General features: G+C 67.6%; 24 protein-coding genes, 1 tRNA gene, 1 pseudogene and 1 CRISPR repeat array. Of the genes and pseudogenes, 17 read left to right on the plus strand and 9 right to left on the minus strand.

The genetic code is table 11. The annotated features are described in order from the left end of the window. Positions 1-1013: direct repeats of the CRISPR family, unit length 29 nt; unit sequence GTGTTCCCCGCGTGCGCGGGGATGAACCG. A gap of 260 nt (positions 1014-1273) precedes the next feature. From ASC37_RS11230 to ASC37_RS03925, 4 genes and pseudogenes are all read left to right on the plus strand, one after another. After that, a complete protein-coding gene (locus tag ASC37_RS11230) occupies positions 1274-1708 on the plus strand; it encodes a phage virion morphogenesis protein (RefSeq protein WP_072247915.1) in 435 nt (144 codons plus the stop codon). A 315-nt stretch (positions 1709-2023) separates the two neighbouring features. Beyond that, entirely contained in the window at positions 2024-2146 is a 123-nt protein-coding gene (locus ASC37_RS11815; RefSeq protein WP_267885676.1) for a hypothetical protein, read from the plus strand. An 86-nt stretch (positions 2147-2232) separates the two neighbouring features. Next, positions 2233-3271: pseudogene (locus ASC37_RS03920) on the plus strand (IS5 family transposase). A 118-nt stretch (positions 3272-3389) separates the two neighbouring features. Next, positions 3390-3623 (plus strand): hypothetical protein, encoded by a 234-nt coding sequence (locus ASC37_RS03925; protein ID WP_055423124.1) that lies wholly within the window; start codon positions 3390-3392, stop codon positions 3621-3623. An 81-nt stretch (positions 3624-3704) separates the two neighbouring features. Here ASC37_RS03925 and ubiB read toward each other — a convergent pair whose 3' ends face one another. Beyond that, positions 3705-5231 (minus strand): ubiquinone biosynthesis regulatory protein kinase UbiB, encoded by a 1527-nt coding sequence (ubiB, locus tag ASC37_RS03930; RefSeq protein WP_055423125.1) that lies wholly within the window; start codon positions 5229-5231, stop codon positions 3705-3707. Positions 5232-5339: 108 nt separating this feature from the next. On the opposite strand from ubiB, the gene argS reads away from it, so the two are divergent. From argS to pdxH, 6 genes are all read left to right on the plus strand, one after another. Then, positions 5340-7124: an arginine--tRNA ligase gene (gene argS / locus ASC37_RS03935; protein ID WP_055423203.1), complete on the plus strand. Its 1785-nt coding sequence runs from the start codon at positions 5340-5342 to the stop codon at positions 7122-7124. 7 nt (positions 7125-7131) lie between these two features. Then, entirely contained in the window at positions 7132-7749 is a 618-nt protein-coding gene (locus ASC37_RS03940; RefSeq protein WP_082438364.1) for an SPOR domain-containing protein, read from the plus strand. Between the two features lie 15 nt (positions 7750-7764). Beyond that, entirely contained in the window at positions 7765-8403 is a 639-nt protein-coding gene (locus tag ASC37_RS03945) for a thiol:disulfide interchange protein DsbA/DsbL (RefSeq protein WP_198288995.1), read from the plus strand. Between the two features lie 101 nt (positions 8404-8504). Further along, positions 8505-9767, plus strand: a complete 1263-nt coding sequence (gene tyrS, locus ASC37_RS03950; RefSeq protein WP_055423127.1) for a tyrosine--tRNA ligase — start codon at positions 8505-8507, stop codon at positions 9765-9767. Further along, entirely contained in the window at positions 9764-11260 is a 1497-nt protein-coding gene (locus ASC37_RS03955) for a YifB family Mg chelatase-like AAA ATPase (protein WP_055423128.1), read from the plus strand. Before tyrS ends, ASC37_RS03955 begins: the two co-directional genes overlap by 4 nt. A gap of 11 nt (positions 11261-11271) precedes the next feature. After that, entirely contained in the window at positions 11272-11916 is a 645-nt protein-coding gene (gene pdxH / locus ASC37_RS03960) for a pyridoxamine 5'-phosphate oxidase (protein WP_055423129.1), read from the plus strand. A 17-nt stretch (positions 11917-11933) separates the two neighbouring features. Here pdxH and ASC37_RS03965 read toward each other — a convergent pair whose 3' ends face one another. The 7 genes from ASC37_RS03965 to thiS all read right to left on the minus strand — a co-directional run bounded on the left by ASC37_RS03965 (position 11934) and on the right by thiS (position 19224). Then, complete coding sequence (locus tag ASC37_RS03965) at positions 11934-13931, minus strand: putative bifunctional diguanylate cyclase/phosphodiesterase (protein ID WP_055423130.1); 1998 nt, start codon at positions 13929-13931, stop codon at positions 11934-11936. After that, the gene (locus ASC37_RS03970; RefSeq protein ID WP_082438365.1) at positions 13928-14803 is read right to left on the minus strand and encodes a phosphate/phosphite/phosphonate ABC transporter substrate-binding protein; all 876 of its coding nucleotides are present in this window, start codon (positions 14801-14803) and stop codon (positions 13928-13930) included. Before ASC37_RS03970 ends, ASC37_RS03965 begins: the two co-directional genes overlap by 4 nt. Positions 14804-14872: 69 nt before the next feature. Then, entirely contained in the window at positions 14873-15481 is a 609-nt protein-coding gene (locus tag ASC37_RS03975; RefSeq protein WP_055423132.1) for a carbonic anhydrase, read from the minus strand. 14 nt (positions 15482-15495) lie between these two features. Further along, a complete protein-coding gene (sppA, locus tag ASC37_RS03980; RefSeq protein ID WP_055423133.1) occupies positions 15496-17334 on the minus strand; it encodes a signal peptide peptidase SppA in 1839 nt (612 codons plus the stop codon). Between the two features lie 99 nt (positions 17335-17433). Continuing rightward, the gene (gene trmB / locus ASC37_RS03985; RefSeq protein ID WP_055423134.1) at positions 17434-18171 is read right to left on the minus strand and encodes a tRNA (guanosine(46)-N7)-methyltransferase TrmB; all 738 of its coding nucleotides are present in this window, start codon (positions 18169-18171) and stop codon (positions 17434-17436) included. Then, positions 18168-18977: a thiazole synthase gene (locus ASC37_RS03990; protein WP_055423135.1), complete on the minus strand. Its 810-nt coding sequence runs from the start codon at positions 18975-18977 to the stop codon at positions 18168-18170. The genes trmB and ASC37_RS03990 overlap by 4 nt, the downstream gene beginning before the upstream one ends. A 22-nt stretch (positions 18978-18999) precedes the next feature. Beyond that, the gene (thiS, locus tag ASC37_RS03995) at positions 19000-19224 is read right to left on the minus strand and encodes a sulfur carrier protein ThiS (protein ID WP_082438366.1); all 225 of its coding nucleotides are present in this window, start codon (positions 19222-19224) and stop codon (positions 19000-19002) included. Between the two features lie 96 nt (positions 19225-19320). On the opposite strand from thiS, the gene ASC37_RS04000 reads away from it, so the two are divergent. From ASC37_RS04000 to ASC37_RS04010, 3 genes are all read left to right on the plus strand, one after another. Further along, on the plus strand, positions 19321-19929 hold the full coding sequence (locus ASC37_RS04000) for a DUF6088 family protein (RefSeq protein WP_055423136.1): 609 nt from the start codon (positions 19321-19323) through the stop codon (positions 19927-19929). Beyond that, on the plus strand, positions 19922-20944 hold the full coding sequence (locus tag ASC37_RS04005) for a nucleotidyl transferase AbiEii/AbiGii toxin family protein (RefSeq protein WP_055423137.1): 1023 nt from the start codon (positions 19922-19924) through the stop codon (positions 20942-20944). The genes ASC37_RS04000 and ASC37_RS04005 overlap by 8 nt, the downstream gene beginning before the upstream one ends. A gap of 47 nt (positions 20945-20991) precedes the next feature. Continuing rightward, a tRNA-Gly gene (locus ASC37_RS04010) sits at positions 20992-21065 on the plus strand. Positions 21066-21111: 46 nt separating this feature from the next. On the opposite strand, the gene ASC37_RS04015 is transcribed toward ASC37_RS04010, so the two are convergent. Next, positions 21112-21618, minus strand: a complete 507-nt coding sequence (locus ASC37_RS04015; protein WP_055423138.1) for a flavin reductase family protein — start codon at positions 21616-21618, stop codon at positions 21112-21114. Between the two features lie 65 nt (positions 21619-21683). Here ASC37_RS04015 and mutY point away from each other — a divergent pair, with 65 nt between their 5' ends. The 4 genes from mutY (at position 21684) to ASC37_RS04035 (ending at position 25851) form a co-directional block, all read left to right on the plus strand. Next, the gene (gene mutY, locus ASC37_RS04020) at positions 21684-22892 is read left to right on the plus strand and encodes an A/G-specific adenine glycosylase (protein ID WP_072247916.1); all 1209 of its coding nucleotides are present in this window, start codon (positions 21684-21686) and stop codon (positions 22890-22892) included. A 124-nt stretch (positions 22893-23016) separates the two neighbouring features. Continuing rightward, positions 23017-23574 (plus strand): methylated-DNA--[protein]-cysteine S-methyltransferase, encoded by a 558-nt coding sequence (locus tag ASC37_RS04025; RefSeq protein ID WP_055423139.1) that lies wholly within the window; start codon positions 23017-23019, stop codon positions 23572-23574. Next, positions 23567-24757, plus strand: a complete 1191-nt coding sequence (locus ASC37_RS04030) for an ATP-grasp domain-containing protein (protein ID WP_055423140.1) — start codon at positions 23567-23569, stop codon at positions 24755-24757. The genes ASC37_RS04025 and ASC37_RS04030 overlap by 8 nt, the downstream gene beginning before the upstream one ends. Then, entirely contained in the window at positions 24754-25851 is a 1098-nt protein-coding gene (locus ASC37_RS04035; protein WP_055423141.1) for a phosphoserine transaminase, read from the plus strand. Before ASC37_RS04030 ends, ASC37_RS04035 begins: the two co-directional genes overlap by 4 nt. The last annotated feature ends 14 nt before the right edge of the window (positions 25852-25865 follow it).

Genomic DNA, 25865 nt, shown 5'->3' on the forward strand with positions numbered 1-25865 from the left:
GTGTTCCCCGCGTGCGCGGGGATGAACCGGCCTGAGGAAACGATCATTGAGGAAACGATCATGTGTTCCCCGCGTGCGCGGGGATGAACCGTCTGGCTAGTTCATTCGCCGATGTACGGCGGCGTGTTCCCCGCGTGCGCGGGGATGAACCGGAAGAAGAGGGCGAGGGCGAGGGGCTCGTTGTGTGTTCCCCGCGTGCGCGGGGATGAACCGTGCAGACAATACCGATTTTATCTGAGGCTTCCGTGTTCCCCGCGTGCGCGGGGATGAACCGCACTTGCAAATCCTGAAGATCCCTGCCTCTCCCGTGTTCCCCGCGTGCGCGGGGATGAACCGCTCACCCTGGATGGCGCGCAGCAGGCCGAGGCGTGTTCCCCGCGTGCGCGGGGATGAACCGTGGGGGCCCTACAAACTCAGCATGATCGAGACCGTGTTCCCCGCGTGCGCGGGGATGAACCGCCGTCGTAGATCGAGCGGATCACGCCCTCGCTGGTGTTCCCCGCGTGCGCGGGGATGAACCGGTCGTGGACGTGGACCATGACCGGGAGCATGGGGTGTTCCCCGCGTGCGCGGGGATGAACCAGCTGACGGTGCAGGTGCTCTAAGGATGAACCGCGTGTTCCCCGCGTGCGCGGGGATGAACCGGATGGCCTGCTGCCGGACGACCGGGAGGCGACCGTGTTCCCCGCGTGCGCGGGGATGAACCGATGTACGAGGCCGGCTGCACCTACGTGGACGCGTGTTCCCCGCGTGCGCGGGGATGAACCGCGCCTACACGATCTTGAAGACGGCCTCGGGGAGTGTTCCCCGCGTGCGCGGGGATGAACCGAGGGCGAGGGTAGGGGATAGGTGCGCCCGGCCGTATTCCCCGCGTGCGCGGGGATGAACCGGATTGCTCGAAACGCCGGAACAGGTAGAGCAGCGTATTCCCCGCGTGCGCGGGGATGAACCTCGATGGCGTGACGCGCGACGGATTCTGGGTTGGTGTTCCCCGCGTGCGCAGGGATGAACCAGGCTTATGGGTGACGAGCTATCGGCGGCTGCATCGCAAGGACGCCGTGCGAGACTCCGAAATCCGCCGGTTGCTGAATAAAGGCGGGAAGTGAGGCCGCGCCGGATCAGCCTCGCGGGGATCGCGTGGTGGACTCCCCTCCCCACCACTAGGGCCTTATGACCCCGGCGGGTGAATGTCCCCGCCAACCTTCGGTGTCCGGCGCACCTTCAGCATCTGCCGGGAGATTTTGCCGCGATCCCTTGATACCAGTATAGCACGATGATAAAGATCGAACTCGATGACCGTGAAGTCCGCCAGGCGCTCGAGCGTCTGGCGCGCCGCGTGGCCGACCTGTCGCCGGCCATGCACGATATCGGCCAGGCGCTGATGGAGGGTAGTCGCCAGCGCATCAGTGAGGGGCGCGACTGGCAGGGGCGTCCGTTCGCACCCAACAGCCCATTCACGCTGGCGAGAAAACGCGGCACCAAGCCGCTCGTCGATACCGGCAACCTCGTCGGAAGCGTGTTCCCCGCGTGCGCGGGGATGAACCGGCGAGGCAAGGCAGGCGAGGCGGGCAAGGCAAGGAAGGGGTTGTTAATCTCGCAGCAATCGACAGGGTGGCAGGCATGCTTGAATCGATCCTCTCTTATGCCAACGATCACGCTTGGGCGGGCTGGATGTTGGTGGGACTGCTGTTTGCGCCGCCCATACTGATCAGCTTCATCCAGGGGGAGCGTGGCATTTCGCCTATCGGCACGATGTTGGGTTGGTGGGCGCTTGTTTTCATCGTTGCCCTCGTGTTAGCTTAGCCGCCGCGTGCGCTTCGCCCGGCTGAAAAGCCGGGCATGGCTTGAAACGTGCCAAACTCGTGATAAGCGGCGTAGGGCTTACCAAATCCCACTGCAGCCTCGAAGGGGTCGGCTCGGTGCGTGCGCGAATTCAGCAGCTCGCCCGTACGGTAAAGGATGCTGCCGCGCCCCTTCTTGGCGCGCGGTGGTTGGTTTCAAGGGCACCCAAGGTCGGCCTGCTATGCGCGCCATCGATCAGGAGATGGAGGCGCGCATCGCGCAGCGATTCGAGGCCGAGCGCGACCCTGCAGGCCGAGTGTTCCCCGCGTGTGCGGGGATGAACCGTTCCAAAGAGCAAATTTGAGCCATACTATTGGGCACCTCGAAAAACCCCTCCACCCCCGGCCTCTGATAAAATTCCTTTGTCCTGATTCGAGAGGAGCCCGAACCATGACGCGCCGCACCGCGATCCAGCCCGACCTCTTTGCCGCAGAAGAACATCGCGCCAAGCTCGATCGCTTGGGCGACCCCCTGCAGGAGATGGACTCGGTGATCGACTTTGCGGCGCTGGCGGCGGAAGTGGAGAAGATTTTTCCCTCGAAGGATCAGTCCAAAGGCGGACGGCCGCCCTATCCGATCGAGACGATGGTGCGTATCGTGGTGTTGAAGCGTCTCTATGGGCTCTCGGACGAGCAGATGGAGTACCAGCTCCTTGATCGGACGAGTTTCAAGCGCTTTTGTGGGCTGGAGCATTCGCGTACGATTCCCGATCGCACCACGATCTGGCTCTTCGAGAACCGCATCGGAGCTGCAGGGGCGCAAGCCCTGTTCGAGGCGGTGAAGCGCCAAATCGAACGCAAGGGCTATATCGCCCGGGGTGGGCAGATCGTGGATGCGACGCCGGTAGCGCGCTCCCCGTCAGCACTTCACTCGGGAAGAGCAGGAGATCGTGGAACAACGTGCCATGCCCCGCGGGTGGAAGCCGGCCAAACGCCGTCAAAAAGACCTGGATGCCACCTGGACCAAGAAACACGGCAAGAGCTACTACGGCTACAAACTCTCGGTCTGTGTCGATCGCAAGCACAAGCTCATCCGGCGCCTGAAGACCGACACGGCCAGCACCCACGACAGCCAGCACTTCGAGGCCCTGCTCGACTCGGGCAACACCTGCCGCGACGTCTACGCCGACCGGGGCTACGCGAGCAAGGAGCGGGAAGAAGCGCTCCAGGCCAAAGGCTACCGGCCGCAGATCCAGCGCAAGGCCAAGCCCCACCGGCCACTGCCCAAGCGGCAGAAAGCGCGCAACACGCGCATTGCCCGCGTGCGCGCGCGGGTCGAGCACGTGTTCGCCGCCATCGAAGCCATGAGCGGCAAGATGATCCGCACCATTGGACAGGCCAGAGCCGACTTTGCCCTCACCCTGATGGCCGCCTGCTACAACATCCGGCGCACGGTGTGGCTCGTGAAGTCCAACGCCATCCCCTGGTGAGGCCTGCCCACGGCCGCAGTGTGCCCAAAGCGGCCGTGGGCAGGAAAAAACCGGGGCACGAGGCCGCAACGAGCGGCCAAAACGGGGGGAAATCGAGTGGAATTCAGTGCCGAATGTCATGAAGAGTCTGTTTCACCCCAAATTCCCCGGAAAACGGGGATTGATCGAGGTTCCCTATTGCCTCATGGATACCCTTCTCGCCGTCTTTGCTCTTCTTCTTGTCGCGATCGCTGCTTGGCTGCTGGCGCCAGTGCTGCCGTGGTGGGGGTTGATTCTCGCTGGCGTTGCGCTCGTTTTGCTCGTTCCTGCAGGCGTTGGCGTCGCCGCCGGGATCATTCAGAAGCGTTTTTGAGTTTTTGCGCCCAAGTTCACAGGATCCTCTGTCGCGCGCCTAGTCCGGCTGAAAACCTCTGTGCAGGTTGAAACAACGACATCACCGCCCCCACCACCACCCCGCGGCAAACGCCGTCGCCCAGAGCAACGCCCACACGAGCCGCTCGCGGCGGCGGCTGGCCGCTTCGCGTTCGGCTTGCCGCCGGCGCAGTTTTTCCCGTTCGCGCTCGGCGAGCCGCTCGCTGAGGTCGCGGTGGACGAGGCGCGGCAGCTGGGGCAGGATCTTCGCCCATTGGGGGGCTTCTTCTTCGAGCTGGCGGCGCAGCGCCCGCCAGCCGAGCTGTTCGCTCATCCAGCGTTCGAGGAAGGGCTTAGCGGTCTGCCACAGGTCGAGCTCGGGGTCGAGCTGGCGCCCCAGGCCCTCAATGTTCAGCAGCGTCTTTTGCAGCAGGACGAGCTGGGGCTGCACTTCCATCTCGAAGCGCCGGGCGGTCTGGAAGAGGCGCAGCAGGGTCTTGCCGAAGGAGATGTCCTTGAGCGGGCGGTCGAAGATGGGTTCGCACACGGCGCGGATCGCGCCCTCGAATTCGTCGACGCGCACGTGCGGCGGCACCCAGCCGGCTTCGAGGTGGGCGATGGCCACGCGCCGGTAGTCGCGCTTGAAGAAGGCGAGGAAGTTCTGCGCGAGGTAGTTCTTGTCTTCGTCGGAGAGCGTGCCGACGATGCCGAAATCGAGCGCGATGTAGCGGCCGTCGTCGGCCACGAGGATGTTGCCGGGGTGCATGTCGGCGTGGAAGAATCCATCGCGGAAGACTTGGGTGAAGAAGATCTCCACGCCCATGGCCGAGAGGCGCTTGAGGTCGATCCCCTTGGCGCGCAGCGTCTCGATCTGGGAGATCGGGGTGCCGACCATGCGCTGCATCACCATCACGTCGCGCCCGCAGTAGTCCCAATAGACTTCGGGTACGATCAGCATGTGGCTGCCGGCGAAGTTGCGCCGCAGCTGCGAGCAGTTGGCCGCTTCCCGCACGAGGTCGAGCTCGTCGTGCAGAGATTTGGCGAATTCCGCCACCACTTCGCGCGGCTTGAGTCGCCGGCTCTCGGGCCAGAGGGCTTCGAGTAGCCGCGCGGCGGTGTCCATCAGGGCGAGGTCGTGTTCGATCACCGGGGCGATGCCCGGGCGCAGAATCTTGACGGCGACCTGCGTGCCGTCGAAGAGTTCGGCGAAATGCACCTGCGCCACCGAGGCCGAGGCCACGGGGTCGCGCTCGAAGCGGGCGAACACGGATTCGAGCGGCTTGCCGTAGTGCGCTTCCAGCAGCGCGCGGGCCTGTTCGCTCGGGAAGGGGGGGACGCGATCCTGCAGGAGGGCGAGCTCGTCGGCGATGTCGGGCGGGATGAGGTCGCGGCGGGTGGAGAGCATCTGGCCGAACTTGACGAAGATCGGCCCGAGCGATTCGAGCGCCCGGCGCAGGCGCACGCCGCGGGGCACGGCGCTGCGCCGCCAGAAGAAGATTCGGCGCCACCAGCGCGTCAGGCGCCCCGAGGCGTCGGCCTGGGCGACGATCTCGTCGAGCGAGTAGGCATAGACGATCCAGAAGATGCGGGTCAGTCGCAGCAGGCGCACGGTGGGATTCGACGGGTTGCGGAATGGCCAAGGTTAGCGCAAATCGGCGCGTTTGGGGCGGGCGGGACGGCTATAATTGCAGTTCGACGAATGCAGAACCGAGTCATGATGAGCCAAGATCCCTCCCTGTCCGTGTCCGACCCCAAGGTGCTGCTCGCCGCGCTGTTGCGCCAGGCGCTGATGGCGGTCGTGCCGCAATACGCGCATCTGCCGCTCACGCTCGAACGCCCGAAAGCGGCGAGCCATGGCGACTGGGCAAGCAACATTGCCTTGCAGTTCGCCCGCCAGATCAAGCGCAATCCGCGCGAGCTCGCCCAGGAGATCGTTCGTGAGATCACGCCGCACCCTTGGGTAGCCAAGGTGGAGGTGGCCGGTCCCGGCTTCATCAATTTCACGCTCGCGCCGGCGGCGAAGAACGCAGTGGTGCCGCAGGTGCTCGCGCGCGGGGTGCGCTACGGGGCGGGGGAATCCACCGGGCGGCGCATCCTGGTGGAATTCGTCTCGGCCAACCCCACGGGGCCGCTGCACGTCGGCCACGGGCGCGGGGCGGCCTACGGGGCGGCGCTCTCGGACGTGCTCGCCTTTGCTGGCCACACCGTCGAGCGCGAGTACTACGTGAACGACGCCGGCCGGCAGATGGACATCCTCGCGCTCTCCACCTGGCTGCGCTATCTCGAGCGTTTCGGCATCCGCGTCCCCTTCCCGAGCAACGCCTATCAGGGGCGCTACGTCATCGACATGGCAGCCACCATTGCCGAGCGCCATGGCGATCGCTTCGCCAGGGTGCGCGCCGAGGACGTGCTGGCGGGTACGCCGGGAGAACCCGATCCCGAGCGCACCGACCCGCAGGCCGTGGAGCAGCGCGAGCGGCACCTCGATCAGCTCATCGCCAACGCCAAGCGCCTGTTGGGTGAGGATTACGCCTGGATCCACGAGTTCGCGCTCGCCGAACAGTTGGGCGACTGCCGTGACGATCTGGCCGAGTTCGGGGTGCGGTTCGACCGCTGGTTCTCGGAGAAGAGCCTCTACGACACGGGGATGGTCGAGCGCGCGGTGGAGACCCTGAAGCAGCGCGGCTATCTCTACGAGCAGGACGGCGCCTGGTGGTTTCGCTCCACCGACTTCGGCGACGACAAGGATCGCGTGGTGCGCCGTGAAAACGGTAGTTACACCTATTTCGCCTCCGACATCGCGTACCATTGGAACAAGTACGAACGCGGCTACGATCTGATGATCGACATCTGGGGGGCGGATCACCACGGCTACATCCCGCGCGTGCGCGCGGCGATCCAGGCGCTGGGGCTCGATCCGGAGAAGTTCGAGGTGGCGCTGGTGCAGTTCGCCGTGCTCTACCGCAATGGGGAGAAAGTGTCGATGTCGACGCGCGCCGGCGAGTTCGTCACGCTGCGCCAGTTGCGCGCCGAGGTGGGTAACGACGCCTGCCGCTTCTTCTACGTGTTGCGCAAGTGCGACCAGCACCTCGATTTCGACCTCGATCTGGCCAAGAAGCAGTCGAACGAGAACCCGGTCTATTACGTCCAGTATGCGCACGCGCGCATCTGCTCGGTGCTGCGCGAGTGGGGCGGGGCGATGGAGGATCTGCGCGAGGCCGACGCGTCGCTGCTCACGAGCGAGCCGGCGCTCGCGCTGTGCGTGCGCCTTCAGGCCTTCCCCGAAGTGGTGCAGGCGGCGGCCGCCGAGCGCGCGCCGCATCACATCGCGTTCTATCTGAAGGATCTGGCGGCCGACTTCCACGCCTGGTACAACGTCGAGCGCATCCTGGTGGAAGAAGAGCCGCTGCGCCTGGCGCGGTTGGCGCTCGCGGCGGCGGTGAAGACGGTGCTCGCCACGGGATTGGGGCTGCTGGGGGTTTCGGCGCCGGAGTCGATGTGAGGGGAAGATGATGGGGATGCCGCGGTTTCGCCGTAGAGGAGGAAAAGAGGAGGGCGGGACGCTGCTCGGCATCCTCCTCGGCTTGGCGCTGGGTGCGATTCTCGCCTTCGGCATCGCGTGGTGGTTCACCCGCAATGCCCCTTTCCCGGCGCAGACGCCGACGGACAAGAACCAGGGATCGCCTGGGGGCACGGCGCCGACCGAGACGAAGTTCGATTTCTACAAAGTCTTGCCCGAGGGTTGGGGCGGAAACGAGGCGAAAAACCAGAAACCCGCCGAACCGCCGAAGGCGGCCGAAACCAAAACGCCGCCGCAGCCGGCCACCGTGGTGCCGACGCCTCCGGTGACGCCGCAGGTCGCCGCCATCGCGCCTGAGCCGCCGAAACCGCAAGGCACGGAGCGGCTCTACTGGCAGATAGGGGCTTTCGCCACCGAGAAAGAGGCGAGTCGCGTGCGCGCCGAGCTGGCGATGGCTGGTATCACCTCTACGGTGGAACCGGCCAGGATGCCCGATGGTCGTACGCTCTACCGGGTGCGCGCCGGCCCCTACCGCAGTCAGGATGAGGCGCAGGCGGCGCGGGCCCGGCTGTTGGCGGCGGGTTATGCCCCGACGCTGGTCAAATGAGGAGCGACGAGGACGATGAAGAAAGAAAGTATCGACCGTAGGCGGTTTCTGCAGGCTCTGGGCCTGTTCGCCTTGGCCGGGGTCGGCAGCGCCGCCCGGGCCCAGGAGGGCAAGACCTTCGTGGAGCTCTCCCCGGCTCAGCCCACCCTTGCCGGCAAGATCGAGGTGATCGAGTTCTTCCACTACGGCTGCCCGCATTGCCGCCATCTCGATCCGCTGGTGGAAGGATGGAAGAAGACTTTGGGCGGAGACGTGGCGTTTCATCGCTCGCCCGTGATCTGGGGGCAGGGAGCGCTCGCGGGCCTGGCGCGGCTGTATTTCTCGCTCGAGGCGACGGGGCAGCTCGAGGCGCTGCATCCGAAGATCTTCGCGGCGGTGCAGGACGAGCGTCGTCTCGTCTACGACCGCGACGGCGCGCGCGCCTGGGTGCAGGAAAACGGCGGCGACGGCAAGGCGGTCTATGACGCCTGGACTTCTTTCGGCGTGGAGACGCGCGTGAAGGAATCCGATGCGCGCGCCCGCGCCTACAAAATCGACGGGGTGCCGACCCTGGCAGTAGGGGGGCGCTACCTCACTTCCGCCTCGCTCACGGGCAGCCACGAGGCGGCGCTCAAGGAAGTCGACCGGCTGATCGCCCAGCTGCGCCGCGGCTGAGGGGCAAGTTTCGCCCTTCGCCGCGCTTTCGTGGGAAAATCGGGGCTTTCCCATGAACGGGGCGGGGCGAATCGTCCTGCCGGCGACGAGGACGTAGACGGATGGACGTATTGGAGGATTTGCGCGCGCGCGGCCTGATCGCGCAGACGACCGATTTCCCGGCGCTGCAGCAGCGCCTGCAGGAAGGCCAAATCACGCTCTACTGCGGTTTCGACCCTACCGCCGACAGCCTGCATCTGGGGCACCTCGTGCCGGTGCTGGTGCTGCGCCGCTTCCAGCAGGCGGGGCACCGGCCGATCGCCCTGGTGGGCGGGGCGACCGGCATGATCGGCGACCCGAGCTTCAAGGCCAACGAACGCAAGCTCAATTCGCTCGACGTGGTGGCGCAGTGGAGCGAGCGCATCCAGCACCAGCTCGAGCCCTTCCTTTCCTTCGAGGGGGGCAACCCCGCGATCCTGGCGAACAACTACGACTGGTTCGGCCGCATGAACGTGCTCGACTTCCTGCGCGAGGTCGGCAAGCACTTCTCGGTGAACGCCATGATCAAGAAGGAGGCGGTGCAGCAGCGCCTGGCGCGCGACGAGGTGGGCATCTCCTTCACCGAGTTCGCCTACAGCCTGCTGCAGGCCTACGATTTCGTCGAACTCTACCGCCGCCACGGCTGCCTCTTGCAGATCGGCGGCTCGGATCAGTGGGGCAACATCACCGCCGGCATCGACCTGGTGCGGCGTCTGTGCCGCACCGAAGTCTATGGACTGACGCTGCCGCTGGTGACCAAGGCCGACGGCACGAAGTTCGGCAAGACCGAATCCGGCGCGGTATGGCTCGATCCGCGCAAGACCTCGCCCTACAAGTTCTATCAGTTCTGGCTCAATACGGCCGATGCCGACGTCTACAAGTTCCTGCGCTATTTCACCTTTCTTTCGGTCGAGGCGATCGCGGCGATCAAGGAGGAGGACCGGCAGCGCGAGCGGCCTCAGGCGCAGCGCCTGCTCGCCGAGGAAGTAACGCGGCTGGTGCACGGGCCCGAGGCCCTGCGTGCGGCCGAGCGCATCAGCGCGGCGCTCTTCTCCGGCTCGCTCGAAGCGCTCACGGAAGAAGACTATGCGCAGCTTGCGCTGGACGGCATGCCCAGCGTGGCCCTGTCGCGCGAGCAAAGCGGCCTGGTGGATGCGCTGGTGGCCGCGGGGCTGGCGAAGTCGAAGAGCGAGGCGCGCACCTTCATCAGCAGCGGCGCGGTGGCGGTCAATGGCGTGAAGGTCACGGCGCTGGACGCGGTGATCGGTGACGCCGACCGGCGCTTCGGACGCTACACGGTGCTGCAACGCGGCAAGAAAAACCACTGCCTGATCGTCTGGGGATGAACCTCGCCACGGTGCTCACGCGCGCGGCCACCGGCGTCGACACGGCGCGGGTGGCGGTGGAGGTGCATCTGGCCAATGGGCTGCCCGCATTCAACCTGGTGGGTCTGCCCGATGCCGAGGTGCGCGAGGCGCGAGAGCGGGTGCGCGCGGCGATCCTCACCGCCGGGCTGGAGTTTCCGCCGCGGCGCATCACGGTCAATCTCGCCCCGGCCGATCTGCCCAAGAGCGGCGGACGCTTCGACCTGCCCATCGCCGTGGGCCTGCTCGCGGCAAGCGGCCAGGTGCCGCCGTCGGTGCTCGCCGATCACGAATTCCACGGCGAACTGGGGCTGGACGCGAGCGTGCGGCCGGTGCGCGGCGTGCTTGCCGCGGCCCTGGCGGCGCGGCGCGAGGGAAGGCGCGTGGTGGTGCCGCGGGCGAACGCCCATGAGGCGCTGCGCGTGGGGGCGCAGACGGTGGCGGTGGCGTCGCTTGCCGAGCTCGTCGCCTGGCTGCGCGGCGAGCGCGAGCCGGCGCCGCCTGCGCCGATGGAAGAGGCCGCAAGCCCTGTCTGGCCGGACCTTGCCGAAGTCAAGGGGCAGGCAGGGGCGCGACGGGCGCTGGAGATCGCCGCGGCCGGCGGTCATTCCCTGCTCCTCTATGGGCCGCCGGGCACGGGCAAGTCGATGCTGGCGCAGCGCCTGCCGGGGCTCTTGCCGCCGATGACGGAAGAAGAGGCGATCGAAACCGCGGCGGTGTGGTCGAGCGATGGGCGCTTTACGCCGCAGCACTGGCGCGTGCGCCCCTTTCGCGCACCGCACCACAGCGCCTCGCCCGCGGCCATCGTGGGCGGTGTGGGCGGCGGCGGGGCGGTGCGCCCCGGCGAGATCTCGCTCGCGCACGGCGGCGTGCTCTTTCTCGACGAATTGCCGGAATTCGAGCGCCGGGTGCTGGAGGCGTTGCGCGAGCCGCTCGAGACGGGGCGGGTGGCGGTGGCGCGGGTGAAGGAGCGGGTGGAATACCCGGCGCGTTTCCAGCTGGTGGCAGCGATGAACCCTTGCCCCTGCGGCTACCTGGGCGATCCGTCCGGGCGCTGCCGCTGCACGCCGGCGCAGATCGAGCGCTACCACGCCAAGCTCTCCGGGCCCCTGCTCGACCGCATCGACCTGTGGGTGGAAGTGCCGCGCCTGCTGCCGGAGACGCTCGCCGCGGCCGCGCCGGGGGAGTCTTCGGCGCAAGTGCGCGCTCGGGTGCTCGCAGCGCGTGAGCGGCAACTGGCGCGCCAAGGCAAGGAGAATGCGCGCCTCTCCGGCAGCGAACTGGAAACGCACGGCAGGGCGGGCGAGCCGGCGCTGGCCTTGCTCGGGCGGGCGATGGCGCGGCTCGATCTCTCGGCGCGGGCCTACCACCGCATCCTGCGGCTCGCGCGCACCATCGCCGACCTGGCGGGCCATGAGACGATCGAGCCGGTGCACGTGGCCGAGGCCGTGCAGCTGCGCCGGCTGCCGTTCTAAAGGGAAACACCATGACGCGCATCGATCTGCGCCACGTGCGCCGCGAACACGACCGCGATACGCTCGACGAGGATCGCATCCATCCGGATCCCTTGATGCAGTTTCGCGCCTGGCTCGAGGAGGCGATCGACGCCGGCGTGCCGGAGCCGAATGCCATGACCGTGGCCACGGTAGATGAGCGCTGCCGCCCGTCGACGCGCCCCGTGCTCCTCAAGGAGGCCGACGAGCGCGGCCTCGTGTGGTACACGAACTATCTCAGCCGCAAGGGGCGCGAGCTGGAGCACCATCCCTTCGCCGCCCTGCAGTTCTTCTGGCCCGATCTGGAACGGGTGGTGCGCATCGAGGGTCGGGTCGAGAAGGTCTCGCCCGAGGAGTCGGACGCCTACTTCGCCCAGCGCCCTCTGGCGGCTCGCCTCGGCGCCTGGGCGAGCGAACAGAGCCAACCGATCGCCTCGCGCACCGAGATCGTGGAGCGAGCCGCCCGCTACGGGCTCAAGTTCGGCCTCAATCCGCCGCGCCCGCCGCATTGGGGCGGTTTTCGGCTGATTCCGGAGTATTGGGAATTCTGGCAGGGACGGCCCTCGCGCCTGCACGATCGCATCGCCTACCGCCCCGACGGCGCCGGGGGGTGGGTTCGCCAGCGTCTGGCGCCGTAGGTCATTCACGCCGCCCTTCAGAGCTCGGAGAGCGGCTGGGGTTTGTGCACCGCGTAGCCCTGCAGATAGTCCACGCCCAGCTCGCGCAGCGTTTCGATGATGGCGTCGTTTTCCACGAATTCGGCGATGGTGGTCATGCGCATGAGCCGCGCCAGGCTCACCATGGTCTGCACGATCACCCGGTCTTCGCGCCGCTCGTGCACGTGGCGCACGAACTGACCGTCGGCCTTGAGGTAATCGGCGGTGAAGCGGCGCAGATAGCCGAAGGAGGATGTGCCCGAGCCGAAGTCGTCGAGCGCGATCGCTGCGCCCAGGCCGCGCATCCGCGTGACGAAGGCCACCGCCACTTCCGTCTGCTCGATCACGGTGCTCTCGGTGATCTCGAAGACCAGACGCTCTGGCGGGATGCCGTGTTCGCGGATCAGGGCTTCGAGGTACTCGACCCAGCCTTCGTCCGAGAGCGTCTGCCCCGAGACGTTGAGGCTGATGACGTCGGCCGGCCACGGGCGATTCTCGGCGAGCCGCCGATCGAGATCCTCCATCACTTTGCGCACCATGATGCGGTCGATGCGCGGCATGAGCTGAAAGCGTTCGGCGGCGGAGAGGAATACGCCCGGCGTGAGCCGTTCCCCTCGCTCGGTGACCAGCCGCATGAGGATCTCGGCGTGCAGCCGGCCTTCGCCCACGGGAACGATGCGCTGCACCCAGGGTTCGAACGCCTCGGTGCGGATGGCGTTGAGGAGCACCGGCAGCAGCTCGATCTCACGGCGGCGCCGCTCCACCCAGGGATGGGTGGGGAGGTAATTGACGACGCGGTTGCCGCCGAGCTGCTTGGCGACGTAGCTGGCGATGTCGGCGGCGATCTTCAGGTCGGCCACGGTGGAGGGAACGCGGTCGGCGCGTACGAGTCCGATGCTCGCGGCCACCGTCAGGTTGAGGCCGTTGTCGGTGATGGGGTGCGCCAGGATCTTGGCGCCGATCTCGCGCGCGAGCGCCTCGTTGGGTGCATCCTCGCTCGTCCCCACCCAGCAGGCGGCGAATTCGTCGGCATCGTGGTGCGCGAGCACGGCCTGTTCGACGCGCGGGGGAATGATCTCTTCCATGAGGCGGGCGACGTCGCGCAGGACACGGTCCCCCGCCTCGTGGCCGCAGCTGTCATTGACGGCGGCGAAGTGGTCGAGATCGATGGCACAGACCCAGACGCGGCCGGCGTCGTACTGTTGCAGGAGTTTGCCGAGCGCTTCGTCGAAGTAGATTCGGCTGTGCAGGCCGGTGAGCGCGTCGTATTCGATGCGGTGGCGCAGCTCGTCGATCCTTGCGGCTACGGCGTCGGCGAGCGCGTTGAGACTCTGCGCGAGCACGCTCACTTCGTCGCTGCCGCTTGCCTCGGCGCGGCGTGAGAGATCGCCCGCGGCGAGCGTGCGACTCAATTCGGCCAGCGCCGCGAGCCGCTGGCCGAGCCGCCGGGCAACCCCGTCGAGCAGCAGCCCACCCAAGGCGAGGGAGAAGAGCAGGAGCAAGGCAGTACTGAGGACGAGCCGCTCTCGGCCTGTCTCGAGAGGCGCGAGCGAAATGCCCAGCACGAGACTGCCGAACGAGATGGGTTCTCCTCCCAGGGTACTGGCGATGGCGTGGTGCCAGACGCGCACAGGCTGTCCATGCCATTCGAGTTTCGCGCCTGGGGGAGGGAGGGTTTGCGTGGAATCTTGCCAGCCGTAGGTGGCCACTGGTCGGCCGTCTTCGTCGAGGACGACGGCGAAGGCGATGGTCTCGCCGGCGAGGAGCGCTTCGAGCCGATCCTGCAACTGCTCGTAGTCGTGCGTGAGCAACGCCTGACGGGCGAGGGTGTCGAGCTGGCGCGTGTAGTGCTGCGCTTCCCGCTCGGCGGCGCGCGACAGGGCCTCGTCGAGCGCACGCCAATGGGCGTAGGTGAAGCCGGCGACGATGAGGAGCAGTACGGCGCCGGCAGCCAGCAGGATCTGGAGGCGGAAGGGGATGTGGCGGTACCAGTTCATCGTGAAAGCTCCGGCGGGGAGGCATACCGTCGATCTAGGGCCGGCAGAAAAGGGGCCATCTCGGCGAAGTCGGCTTCGGTGATGGGGACGAAGCGGCGGTAACCCGTGTCCGCGAAGAAGCGGCGTCCCGCCTCGGTTTCATGGAACGAGAGGAGCGCGGCGCGAAAGCGCGTGCGCAGCGCCTCGGGCAGGGCACGTCGGGCCGCGGCCATGAGGTGCGGCACGTCCAGGCCGAAGGGGACGGCCTGCAGCGAGGGGTACCTGGCGCGAAACTGGCCATAGACCGTGTTGGCGACGATGGCGTAATCGACGCTGCCGTTGGCGAGCACCTGCATCGAGGCGCCATGTGAGGCGGTGAGCACGAGGGTGAAGTCGCGCTGCGGCACGAGTCCGAGACGGTCGAGGGTTTCGCGGGCGACGAGCGAGACGATGGAGTCCGGGTCGCCCAGGGCGATGCGCCGCCCGCGCAGCGCCTCGGCTTCGGGCGCGGGCGCGGCGTCGCGCCCCACGAGGAGTGCCGCCAGGCGCACTTCGTACTTGGCTTCGAGCTCCCAGTCGCCGCGGCTGGCGAGCCAGACGGCGACGTGCGGCGGCATGATGGCCAGATCGAATTCACCGGCTAGCAACGCCTTGGTATAGGCATCGTAGGTGGGGCGGGTGGAGAAACGCAGCGGCCGACCCAGCGCTTGGGCGAGGGTATCGAGCAGCCCTTTGTGCAAGGTGAGCAGGACCTCGGCCGTGCGAAAAGGCTGGATACCGAAGCGCAGGGGCTGCGCTTCCTCGGCGGCGCGCACGCCAGCGATCCCGCCGATCGCCAAGCCCATCAGCGATTGCATCCAGCGACGACGGGAGAGGTTCGTACGGGATTCCATGGCGGCCCAGGGGGTTTTTACGCCCCTCCATTCTAGGACCGATCAGGAAATTTTTTCCGGGAATTTTTCTCAGCCCTGCGGTCCGCGCGACACAGCGAGATCTTCGAGGAGCCCGTCGCCGACGTCGTAGATCCAGCCGTGCAGCATGGGGCCTTCGCCGCGATCCCAGGCGCGGCGGATGACGGGGTTCTGCGCCAGGCGCTCGATCTGGGTGACGACGTTGAGGCGCACGAGGCGGTTGGTGCGCTCCGGTTCGGGCAAGGCGTCGAGCTCGGCGCGGTGCTGCAGGTAGAGTTCGCGGATGGGATGCACCCAGTGCTGGACGAGCTCGGGGGCGTCGGCGCGGATGGCGGCCTTGACGCCGCCGCAGTCGGAATGCCCGACGATGAGGATGTGGCGCACTTGCAGGCGGGCGACGGCGAATTCGATGGTCGCCGCACAGCTCAGGTCGGCCGCCTGCACCTGGTTGGCGATGTTGCGATGCACGAAGACTTCGCCGGCGGTGAGTCCGATGAGTTCGTTCGCGGGCACGCGGGCGTCCGAGCAGCCGATCCAGAAGAATTCCGGCTGATGGATGTTTTTCAGGCGCTCGAAGAAGAGGGGGTCGCGCGCACGCATGGCCTCGGCCCAGGCGCGGTTGTTGGCGATCAAGGCGTCGATTTCAGGGGGACGGAGCATGGGGGATCCTTTCTTCAAGGCGCGGCGCACAGACAATGGGCATAGAGGCCGCGGCGGTCATCGAAGGCTCGAAGCAGGCGGCGCGGTTCGGCGAGCGACACGCCCGGCGGGAGCAGCCCCAGCGATTGCAGGCGGCTGTCGAACTCGTCGCTGCGCCCTTCGAAGAGCAGTTTCATGAGCACGTCGCGGGCGGAGAGCGGCGGCAGCAGCCAGCGAGCCGGCGCCTGCGGGAGCTTGGCGCGTTCGCGGGCGCGATCGAGGGCTGCATCCAGCCCGCCGAGGGTGTCGACCAGGCCGAGCTTCTGGCCCGTCTCGCCGAGCCAGACGCGTCCCTGGGCGATCGGATCGACCTCGGTTTCCGGGATCTTGCGCCCCTCGGACACGACGGCGAGGAATCGGCGGTAGCCGTGTTCGATCTCGGCTTGCACGGCGCGGGCCACGGGATCGGCGAGCGGCACGCGCGGGTCCAGCCCGTCGGCGAAGGGCCCGGTCTTGACGCCGTCGGTGTGCACGGAGAGTTTGTCGAGCAGCCCCGCCGCTTCGGGGAAGAGGGCGAAGATGCCGATGGAGCCGGTGAGGGTGAAGCGGTCGGCGAAGATTTCGTCGGCGGCCGAGGCGATCCAGTAGCCGCCGGAGGCGGCCGTGCCGCTCATGGAAACGATCACGGGCTTGCCGGCTTCCTTGACGCGCAGCACGGCACGGCGGATGCGCTCGGCGGCGAAGGCGCTGCCGCCGGGGGTGTCGAGGCGCAGCACCACGGCCTTGATGGTCTCATCCTCAGCCGCCTCGTCGAGCCGATCGACGATGCTGTCGGCCGAGGCCATGCCGTCGCGCGGCGGTCCGTCGATGAGGGTGCCCTGGATGGGCAGCAGGGCCACCACCGGGGCTTTGGCGGCGGGCAGGGCCGGCGCGGTGGCGTACAGATAATCGTCGAAAGCCACTTCTTCGGCCTGGTTTCCTTCGCTCCCATACCGTTCGAGGAGCCCGTCGTGCCAGTCTTCGTAGCCTTGGAGCTGGTCGACGAGGCGCTCGGCCTGGGCCGCCTTGGCCGAGTCGCCTTCGTGTGCGGCGAGCACCTCGTCGTAACGCTCGCTGTAGCGGCGCAGCACGGCAGGCGCGAGCGAGCGATCGCGGGCGAGGTCGTCGAGCAGGCGCTGCCAGATGCCGCCGATCAGGTCTTGGGTGACCTCGCGCTCTTCGGGCGACATGTCGTTGCGCGTGAAGGGTTCGACGAAGGACTTGTGCTTGCCCACGCGGAAGGCGTGCACCCGCACGCCGAGGCGGTCGAACGCGTCGCGGAAATAATTCTGGGTGACGGCCACGCCCGGCAGCAGCACCATGCCCTCGGGGTCGAGCGTGACTTCTTGCGCCGCCGCAGCGAGGTAGTAGGCTTTCTGCGGCAGAACGTCGCCGTAGGCGTATACCGGCTTACCGGCCTGGCGCAGCCGGGCGATCGCCCCGCGCAGCTCTTCGATTTGGGCAAGCGATGCTCCGCCCAGGCGGCTGAGGTCGAGCGCCACCGCGAGCACGCGCTCGTCGCGGCAGGCGCGATCGAGCGCATCCAGCACGTCGCGCAGCACAAGGGGAGCCGGGCCCGGTTCGAGCGAGCGCAGTGAACGCAGCCCGTCGGGCAGCGGCGGCTGCTCTACGAGGTCGCCGTCGAGCGCGAGCGTGAGTACGAAGCGCGGCGGCAGCTTGAGGACCGGTTCCCATTGGCTGATCAGCAGTGCCGCGACGAAGACGAGCACCGCGAGGCCGATGGCGATCCGGCCAAGGAATTCGACGAGGCGCAGCGGCAGCAGGATCAGCCAGCGCAGCGCCCGCCACAGGGCGCGAAAGGGGCGAAAACTCATGGTTGGACTCCTCCCTGCGGACGGGGGGATGGGCAATGGAAGTTCGGACACCGCGTCACGCGCACGGATCGCTGCCTGGTGTCGTGCCGGGAGGTTCGCTCATTCATGGGCGGGTGCTTGCATGGGCGGCGCTTCGGCGCGGCGGCGATAGACGAAATCCCACACGCCATGCCCCAGGGCGCGGCCGCGGCGCTCGAACTTGGTCTCGGGGCGCCAGGAAGGCCGCTCGGTGGGATCGGGGTGGATCGATTCCAGGCGCGGTTCGGCCGAGAGCACCTCTTCCATCCATTGGGCGTATTCTTCCCAGTCGGTGGCGCAGTGCAGGTAGCCGCTGGGAGCGAGCCGCTCGGCGGCTAGCGCAACGAAGCCGGGCTGGACGATGCGGCGCTTGTGATGGCGCTTTTTCGGCCAGGGATCGGGGAAGAAGAGGTGGATGCCGGCGAGCGTTCCCGGGGCGATCATGTGTTCGAGCACTTCGAGCGCGTCGTGCTGGATGACGCGCAGGTTGGTGAGCCCCTGGGTCTCGATGAGGTTCAGGAGATTGCCCACGCCGGGACCGTGCACCTCCACGGCGAGGAAATCGCTGCCGGGGTTGGCGGCGGCGATTCTGGCCGTGGTCTCGCCCATGCCCGCGCCGATCTCGAGCACGAGCGGGGCGCTGCGGCCGAAGATGCTGGGCGCATCGAGGGGCTCGGGGCGATAAGGAAGGCCCCAACGCGGCAGCAGGGTGTCGAGGGCGCGGCGCTGCGCCTCGGTAAGCCGCCCCTGGCGCAGCACGAAGGTGCGGATGCTGCGGGTGGAGAGATGCCCGCGCTCTGCGTCGAGTGCCTGCGTCATGGCGTGGGCCTGCCGATGACGCCGGTGAGCGGCGAGCTGGGGTCGGCGGCGTAGAACTTGCGCGGCATGCGCCCGGCGCGGTAGGCTTCGCGCCCCGCTTCCACCGCCAGACGCATGGCGCGCGCCATGCGCACCGGGTCGCCGGCGTGCGCGATGGCGGTGTTGGTGAGCACGCCGTCGCAACCCAGCTCCATGGCAATGGCCGCGTCGGAAGCCGTGCCTACGCCCGCGTCGACGATCACCGGCACGCGGATGCGCTCGAGGATGAGGCGCAGGTTCCAGGGATTGAGGATGCCCATGCCCGAACCGATGAGGGAGGCGAGCGGCATGATGGCCACGCAGCCCATCTCTTCGAGCAGCTTCGCCTGGATGGGATCGTCGGAGCAGTAGACCATCACTTGGAACCCTTCGGCCACCAGCCGCTCGGCGGCTTTGAGCGTTTCGGGCATGTTGGGATAGAGCGTTTCGGCATCGCCCAGCACTTCGAGCTTGACCAGGGTGTGCCCGTCGAGGAGCTCGCGCGCGAGCCGTAGCGTGCGCACGGCCTCTTCGGCCGTGTAGCAACCGGCGGTGTTGGGCAGAAGAGTGAAGCGCTCGGGCGGAAGGTAGTCGAGGAGATTGGGTTCGTCCGGGTTCTGGCCGAGATTGACGCGGCGGATCGCCACGGTGACGATCTCGGCGCCGGAGGCTTCGATCGCCTCGCGCGTCTGGGTGAAGTCGCGGTATTTGCCGGTGCCCACCAGCAGGCGGGAGCGGAAGCGGCGGGCGCCGAGCGTGAGGAAGTCGGTATCTTCGGGTTCGGTCATGATGGGATCGGGAAGGAAGGGTTTAGCCGCCGCCCACGGCGACCACGATTTCGAGCACGTCGCCTTCGGCGAGGGTGGTTTGGGCGTGGAGGCTGCGGGGGACGATCTCGCCGTTGCGCTCGACGGCGACGCGCTTGCCCGCCCAGCCGCGGGCGGCGAGCAGCTCGGCGATCGTCGTACCGGCGGACAGGGTGAGGCGCTCGCCGTTGACGCGGCAGGTGAGGGTTTGGGGGATTTCGTCAGGCATGGTGAAAAGTTTAGCACGGTCGACTGGAGACTTTTTGCAGGATTGCTTTTTGTTGGATATTTTGCTATTTTTTCTGACACGAAGGGATTCCTTGCCATGAACACCGCACAAGCCATCCGCGAGCGTATCGCTGCCCAGCCTGCAGAAGAACCATTCACCCCCGCCCTGTTCGCGGGCTTGGGGTCGCGCGCGGCCATCGACCAGACGCTGATGCGCTTGACCCGGCAAGGGGTGATCGAGCGCATCGGTCGTGGGCTCTACATCGTTCCCAAGGTAAGCCGGTTCGGACTCAAGAGCATGCCCTCGCCCGAAGCGGTGGCCAGGGTGGTAGCCGAGGGCGCCCCCATCGAAGTCCATGGGGCCGAAGCGGCCCGGCGTTTTGGGCTCAGCACGCAGGTTCCAGCTCAACCCGTTTTCTACACGACAGGCTCTTCGCGCACCGTGCGCTTGGGCAATCTGCGCGTGCGGTTGCAGCACGTGGCGGCACGCAAGCTGGTGCTTGCCGGGCGTCCGGCAGGGCAGGCCTTGGCTGCCTTATGGTATCTCGGGCGAGAGCACGTGAGTCCGGACACCATCGAGCAGATTGCCGCCAGACTGCCGCCCGACGAGTTCGAGGCGCTACGCCGTGTCAAGTCTTCGATGCCGGCCTGGATGGTCGAAGCGCTGCGCCGCTACGAAGAACGCAGCGCACAGTCCCATGGCTGAATCGTACTTTGCGCTATCTCTTGACGATCAGGCCGACCTGCTGCGGGCCTTGGCGTCCCGGATGGGTCGTCGCGCCGAGATTCTCGAAAAGGATCTCTGGCTGTGCCAGGTGCTCGGCATTCTCTTTCGGCTGCCGTGCCGCAAGTCCATGGCATTCAAGGGCGGAACTTCGCTCTCCAAGGTCTACAAAGTCATCGAGCGCTTTTCGGAAGACATCGATGTCACGATCGACTACCGTAGCCTGATCGCGGATGCGCCCGACCTGGAATCGATCACCACCAACAGCCAGCGCCGCAAGCTGTCTGATACCTTACAAGCGGCACTCGCGGCGCACGTGCGCGACGATCTGTTGCCCGCGTTGCAGTCGGCGCTTGCCTCGTCATTGCCCGGTCATCCCCTCTCTTTTCAGCTGAGCGAGGACGCCGAGAAACTGTGGGTGTTCTACCCCAGTGCTGTCGAGAAGGCGGATGCTTATGTGCGTCCGAGCATCTTGATCGAGTTTGGCGGCCGCAACTCGACCTGGCCTCGAGCACCACAGACGATCGTGCCCGATATCGCGAAATATGTCCCCGGCCTGGATCTGCCGCGGGCGCAGGTGGTTGTGTTGTCGGCCGTGCGTACCTTTTGGGAAAAAGCCACCCTGATCCATGTCGAATGCCACCGGCCACAGCCCCGGGCCGGAGCCGAGCGGCTCTCGCGCCATTGGTATGATCTGGCTTGCTTGGCCGATCATGAGATCGGCCGACAGGCCGTGGAGGATATGGGCTTGCTACGGGACGTCGTGCGCCTCAAAGCCACGTTTTACCGCAGCAGCCACAGTCATTACGAACGCTGTACTGCGGGAGGATTGCGCCTCGTCCCGCCCGAGCCCCTTCTCGGGGCGCTGCGGCGAGACTATCAGGCAATGCGGGATGCACAGATGTTCTACGGAGAGTCCTGGGCGTTCGAGGCGATCATCGAGCGGCTTCAAGCACTGGAAGACGAGATCAATCGTCGGGTGTCCGCAAGCCTTTGATCGAGCTTGCGCCGACGGCAGGCGCTCGGCTATAATTCACCGGATTCGCGGGTGTAGTTCAATGGTAGAACGGCAGCTTCCCAAGCTGCATACGAGGGTTCGATTCCCTTCACCCGCTCCACGTTCCTGCGTACCTTACAAGCCCGGCCTGCGCCGGGTTTTTTCGTCTACGGGGCGAGTTCCCGATAGGCCCCGCCGAAGAAGACGAGCGGCTCGCGTGGATAGGCTGCGTGATGGCATACTTCGGCCAGAAACAGCAGGTGATCGCCGCCGTCGTGGCGTATCGCGTTGCGGCATTCGAAGTGGGCGCAGGCCCCGACGAGCAAGGGCGAGCCGAAAGGTCCGGGAAACCATTCTACGCCCGCGAAGCGGTCTTGCGCCGGGCCGGCGAAACGATCCGACAGCGCGCGCTGTCCGGCAGCGAGGAGCGAAATGCCGAAGTGGGACGCTTCCTCGAACCACGGCAGCAGGCTCAGGCGCCGCGCCAGGCTGAAGACGACGAGCGGCGGCTCGAGCGAGACCGAGTTGAACGAATTGATGGTCAGCCCCAGGGGCGCCCCGTCGGGCGCGCGCGTGGTCAGCACGGCAATGCCGGTGGCGAACTGTCCCAAGGTGCGGCGCAGTTGCCGCGCATCCAGTATCGCAGGGGGCGAGACGGCGTGCGTCGAATCCATCGTGAGAACCCTCGTCTCCGGCATCGACCGGGTACATGAAACCGAAACGCAAATGTAACGCAGAAATGACGACAGACCAAGACTTCGTTGATTGCCCGAAAAATTCGCTTTGGGGCGGGAGCGACGCGATCTTCGCCGTCCGCCTGGTGGATTGGCAGCGGCGCTGTGGCCGGCGCGATCTGCCCTGGCAGGGGAACGACCCGTACCGCGTGTGGCTCTCGGAAGTGATGCTGCAGCAGACGCAGGTGCGCACGGTGCTGCCGTATTTCGCCCGCTTCGTGGCGCGCTTTCCCACGGTGGAGGCATTGGCGGCGGCGCCGCTCGACGAAGTGCTGGCGCTGTGGAGTGGGCTGGGCTACTACGCCCGCGCGCGGCACCTGCACGCGGCCGCCCGCCTGTGGGTGGCGCGCTGGCCGCGTTCCTGTCCCCGGGGGGCGCAGGAATGGGTGCAGCTGCCGGGCGTGGGACGCTCGACGGCGGCGGCGATCGCGGCTTTCGTGCAGGGCGAGCGGGTGCCGATTCTCGATGGCAACGTGCAGCGGGTGCTGTGCCGCCTCTTCGCCGTGGAAGAAGACCCGCGCGCGGCGGCCACGGCGGGCCGGCTGTGGGATCTGGCCCAGTCCCTGCTGCCGCACGATTCCGACGACATGCCAGCCTATACCCAGGGCATGATGGACCTGGGCGCGCTGGTGTGCACCCGGGCGCGGCCGCGGTGCGACGTGTGTCCGGTGGTCGATCTGTGCGCCGCGCACTGCCTGGGAATTGCGGCTGAACTGCCGCGCAAGCGGGCGCGCGCGCCGGTGCCGGAGCAGGACCTGCGCTGGGGCTGGTACGAGGAGGACGGAGCGGTCTGGCTCGTGCGCCGCGCGCCGCAGGGCATCTGGGGCGGGTTGTGGTGTCTGCCGCAGGAAGACCAGGCCCCGCCTGGCGCATGGCGCGCAGCCGGAGAGATCGCCCGGCTCACCCACCGCCTGACGCATTTCACCCTGAAGATCACCGTGACGCGCTACCTGCCCCAGGCGCCACGGGCGGTGGAACCCGCTGCGGCATGGGGAGAAGAGGCGCGCTGCCTTGCGCCCGCCGACGCGCTGGCGTTGGGGGTGCCGCAACCGCTGCGGCGGCTGCTGGAGCGGGCGGTAGATTCGCTGGCCGAGTCCGGTAACGAAGGCGAACGCCGCATCGGCGTGGCCAAGGGCAAGTTTGAGGTTCTGGAGCGCATCGACGGGCACGACAAGGAAATCGAGCGTCTGCTCCGGGGAGGGGGAAAGCCATAACGCGATGCGGCAGGGATCGTGCTATGTTCGTACGAATGAAGGAGCCGATCATCCATGGTCTGGCGTGGCGTATTGAGTAGGGAGCGCGCGGCGCGCAAGAATATGTGGCTCAAAGGAGGGAGTGATGCAACAATCCGATCCGGCCTTTCTCTGCCTGTCGCCGCCCTCGTTTCGACAGCGCCATGCCGGCGTGCCCCTGCGCTACGGGGTGATCGGCTCGCCGTTCGGGGCGCTCTTGCTGGCGCTCGCGCCGGATGGGGTGTGCCGCGCGGAGTTTCTGGAGGAGGGCGAGTCGCCGCAGGATAAGCTCGGCACCTGGCAGGCGCGCTGGCCGTGGGCCCTCTGGGCGCCGCTTGCCGCGGCCGAATGCGCGGCGCTGGAAGAACGGTTCCTAGCGCGGAACCTGCCGGTGGCGGTGGAGGGCACGCCTTTTCGCGGCCTGCTGTGGCGCACGCTGCGCACGTGCACCGCTGCCGGGCAGACGTGCTCGTATGGCGAGCTGGCGGCGCGGCTGGGCCCTCCGCGCCTGGCGCTGGCCGTGGGGCAGGCGCTGGCGGCCAATCCCGTGGCCTGGCTCATCCCCTGCCACCGGGTGCTCGATGCCGGCGGCGGCCTGCGCGGCTTTCGCTGGGGGCTCGAGCGCAAGCGGGCGATGCTCGAGTGGGAGGGGAAGAGTGTCTGAACCGCAAGCAGGCTATCTCGGCCTGGCGCCCTTTCTGCGCGCGAGCCTGGGGGAGGGGGATCTGCCGGCGCTCGCCCGGCAGTGGCTCGATCGGGCCGGACGGGAGGACACGGCGGCGGCGTGGATGAACCTTGCCACGGCGCTCTTGTGCCTGGGGCAGACGCAGACGGCGCTCGCGGCCCAGCGCGAGGCGCTCTCTCGCGCGCGCACCTATGCGCTGCCGGGGCCGGACGAGCCGGCGCCGCGGCTCTTGCTGCTGGCGCTGCCGGGGCCGCTGTCGGCGAATACGCCGCTCGACTGCCTGCTGGAGGGGCAGGGGCTGCAGCTGGTGGTGCATTTCGTGGACCCGGCCGTGCCGCTTGCCGAGGCGTTGCCGGAGCACGACGCGCTGATGCTGGCGATGGGGGTGAGCGAGGCGGCGTTGCCGGTGCTCGCGGCGCTGCAGGAGCGGCTCGCCGGCTGGCCGCGCCCGGTGTTGAACCCGCCGGCGGCGATCCGGCGCACGGAGCGTGCGACGCTGAGCCGCCTGCTCGCGGACGCGCCGGGGGTGCTCATGCCGCCGACGCGGCGCGTGCCGCGCGCGCTCCTGGAGTCGGCCGCGGCGGCCGGTGCCTGGCCCGAGGGGCTGGAGGCGCCGCCTTTTCTGCTGCGTCCGCCCGATTCGCAGGGCGGGCATGGTCTGGCGCGCATCGACACGGGCGAGGCGCTCGCCGCGTATCTGGCGGCGCAGCCGGAGGGGGAGTTCTTTCTCACGCGCTACGTCGATTATGCCGGGCAGGACGGGCGCTTTCGCAAGATTCGCGTGGCTTTGGTCGGAGGACGGGTTTTTCCGGTGCACCTGGCGGTGTCGGAGCACTGGATGGTGCATTACGTCAATGCCGGCATGTACGGCGATGCCGCCAAGCGGGCGGAGGAGGCGGCGTTCTTTCGCGCTTTCCCCGAGTTCGCCCAAAGGCATGCGCCGGCGTTCTCGGCGCTCTCCGAACGGCTGGGGCTCGATTACGTGTGCGTGGATCTGGCCGAGACGGCCGATGGGCGGCTGCTGATCTTCGAGGCCGATCCGGCGATGGTGGCGCACGCCATGGAGCCGGGGGCGGAATTCGCCTACCGGCGCGAGGGGATCGCGCCGCTGCGCGAGGCCTTCGTCGGCTGGGTGCGGGCGAGGAGGGAGGGGTGGGGATGACGCTGTCGGCGAACGCGCGCAATTTTTCCGGCGGACCGGGGGCCTTGCCCGAGACGGTGCTTGTGCAGTTGCGCGAGGCGATGATCGCGGTGCCGGAGGTGGGGCTGTCGGTGCTGGGCATCAGCCATCGTTCGGACTGGTTCGCGGCGGTGGTGGCCGAGGTGGAGGTGCGGCTCAAGGCGCTGCTCGCGCTGCCGCCGGATTTTCACGTGCTGCTGCTGCAGGGCGGCGGCACGCTGCAGTTCGCCATGGTGCCGCTCGCGCTCGCGCGGGGCGCCGACGTGCCGGCGGAGTATCTGCACACGGGCTATTGGAGCGGCAAGGCGATCGCCGAGGCGAGGAAACTCGCCCCGGTGCGGGTGGTGTGGAGCGGCGAGGACGAGGGGTTTTCCCGGCTGCCGGACGACGAAGAACTCGTCTTCGATGCGCGCGCACCCTATCTGCACGTGGTGACCAACGAGACGGTGGAGGGGCTGCAGTTCCACCGGACGGTGGGGCTCGAGGAGGTGCCGCGGGTGGCGGACATGTCGTCCGACTTTCTCTCGCGCCCCTTCGATGCCGGGCGCTATGCGCTCATCTATGCCCATGCGCAGAAGAATCTCGGCCCGGCGGGGGTGACGGTGGTACTGGTGCGCGAGGCGGTGCTCGAGCGCGCCCCGGAGGGCTTGCCGGCCATGCTGGACTACCGCGCGCAGGCGCAGGCGCATTCCATCCTCAACACGCCGCCGGTGTTCGCCATCTATGCCGTGCTGCTGGTGCTGCGCTGGCTCATGGACGAGATCGGCGGGCTCGAGGCGATGGCGGCGATCAATCGCGCCAAGGCCGAGCGGCTCTATGGGGTACTCGACGCGAGCGAGGGTTTCTACCGCCCGCGGGCGCGGCGCGCGGATCGTTCGCTCATGAACGTGGTCTTCGATCTGCCGAGCGAAGCGCTGCGCGCGGCCTTCCTTGCCGAGGCGAACCGGGCGGGCTTTGCCGGCTTGGCCGGGCACCGCGCACTGGGCGGCATCCGTGTGTCGATCTACAACGCGGTGACGCTGGAGGCGGTCGAGGCGCTCGCTGACTTCATGGAGACGTTCCGGCGGCGGCATTAGGCAGTTCGGCCGGA

The sequence above is a fragment of the Tepidiphilus thermophilus genome (genome assembly GCF_001418245.1).
Classification (GTDB): Bacteria; Pseudomonadota; Gammaproteobacteria; order Burkholderiales; family Rhodocyclaceae; genus Tepidiphilus; species Tepidiphilus succinatimandens.

Excerpts from the sequence above, each read along its gene's own strand:
- pdxH (WP_055423129.1), top strand. The coding sequence starts at position 11,272 with ATGACGCGCATCGATCTGCGCCACGTGCGCCGCGAACACGACCGCGAT.
- sppA (WP_055423133.1), bottom strand. The coding sequence starts at position 17,334 with ATGAGTTTTCGCCCCTTTCGCGCCCTGTGGCGGGCGCTGCGCTGGCTG.
- ASC37_RS04025 (WP_055423139.1), top strand. The coding sequence starts at position 23,017 with ATGCAACAATCCGATCCGGCCTTTCTCTGCCTGTCGCCGCCCTCGTTT.
- ASC37_RS04000 (WP_055423136.1), top strand. The coding sequence starts at position 19,321 with ATGAACACCGCACAAGCCATCCGCGAGCGTATCGCTGCCCAGCCTGCA.
- ASC37_RS03945 (WP_198288995.1), top strand. The coding sequence starts at position 7,765 with ATGAAGAAAGAAAGTATCGACCGTAGGCGGTTTCTGCAGGCTCTGGGC.
- ASC37_RS04035 (WP_055423141.1), top strand. The coding sequence starts at position 24,754 with ATGACGCTGTCGGCGAACGCGCGCAATTTTTCCGGCGGACCGGGGGCC.
- ASC37_RS03970 (WP_082438365.1), bottom strand. The coding sequence starts at position 14,803 with ATGGAATCCCGTACGAACCTCTCCCGTCGTCGCTGGATGCAATCGCTG.
- ASC37_RS03940 (WP_082438364.1), top strand. The coding sequence starts at position 7,132 with ATGATGGGGATGCCGCGGTTTCGCCGTAGAGGAGGAAAAGAGGAGGGC.
- tyrS (WP_055423127.1), top strand. The coding sequence starts at position 8,505 with ATGGACGTATTGGAGGATTTGCGCGCGCGCGGCCTGATCGCGCAGACG.
- thiS (WP_082438366.1), bottom strand. The coding sequence starts at position 19,224 with ATGCCTGACGAAATCCCCCAAACCCTCACCTGCCGCGTCAACGGCGAG.
- ASC37_RS03955 (WP_055423128.1), top strand. The coding sequence starts at position 9,764 with ATGAACCTCGCCACGGTGCTCACGCGCGCGGCCACCGGCGTCGACACG.
- ASC37_RS03965 (WP_055423130.1), bottom strand. The coding sequence starts at position 13,931 with ATGAACTGGTACCGCCACATCCCCTTCCGCCTCCAGATCCTGCTGGCT.
- ASC37_RS03990 (WP_055423135.1), bottom strand. The coding sequence starts at position 18,977 with ATGACCGAACCCGAAGATACCGACTTCCTCACGCTCGGCGCCCGCCGC.
- ASC37_RS04015 (WP_055423138.1), bottom strand. The coding sequence starts at position 21,618 with ATGGATTCGACGCACGCCGTCTCGCCCCCTGCGATACTGGATGCGCGG.
- ASC37_RS03925 (WP_055423124.1), top strand. The coding sequence starts at position 3,390 with ATGAAGAGTCTGTTTCACCCCAAATTCCCCGGAAAACGGGGATTGATC.
- mutY (WP_072247916.1), top strand. The coding sequence starts at position 21,684 with ATGACGACAGACCAAGACTTCGTTGATTGCCCGAAAAATTCGCTTTGG.
- ASC37_RS11815 (WP_267885676.1), top strand. The coding sequence starts at position 2,024 with ATGCGCGCCATCGATCAGGAGATGGAGGCGCGCATCGCGCAGCGATTC.
- ASC37_RS04005 (WP_055423137.1), top strand. The coding sequence starts at position 19,922 with ATGGCTGAATCGTACTTTGCGCTATCTCTTGACGATCAGGCCGACCTG.
- trmB (WP_055423134.1), bottom strand. The coding sequence starts at position 18,171 with ATGACGCAGGCACTCGACGCAGAGCGCGGGCATCTCTCCACCCGCAGC.
- ASC37_RS11230 (WP_072247915.1), top strand. The coding sequence starts at position 1,274 with ATGATAAAGATCGAACTCGATGACCGTGAAGTCCGCCAGGCGCTCGAG.
- argS (WP_055423203.1), top strand. The coding sequence starts at position 5,340 with ATGAGCCAAGATCCCTCCCTGTCCGTGTCCGACCCCAAGGTGCTGCTC.
- ASC37_RS03975 (WP_055423132.1), bottom strand. The coding sequence starts at position 15,481 with ATGCTCCGTCCCCCTGAAATCGACGCCTTGATCGCCAACAACCGCGCC.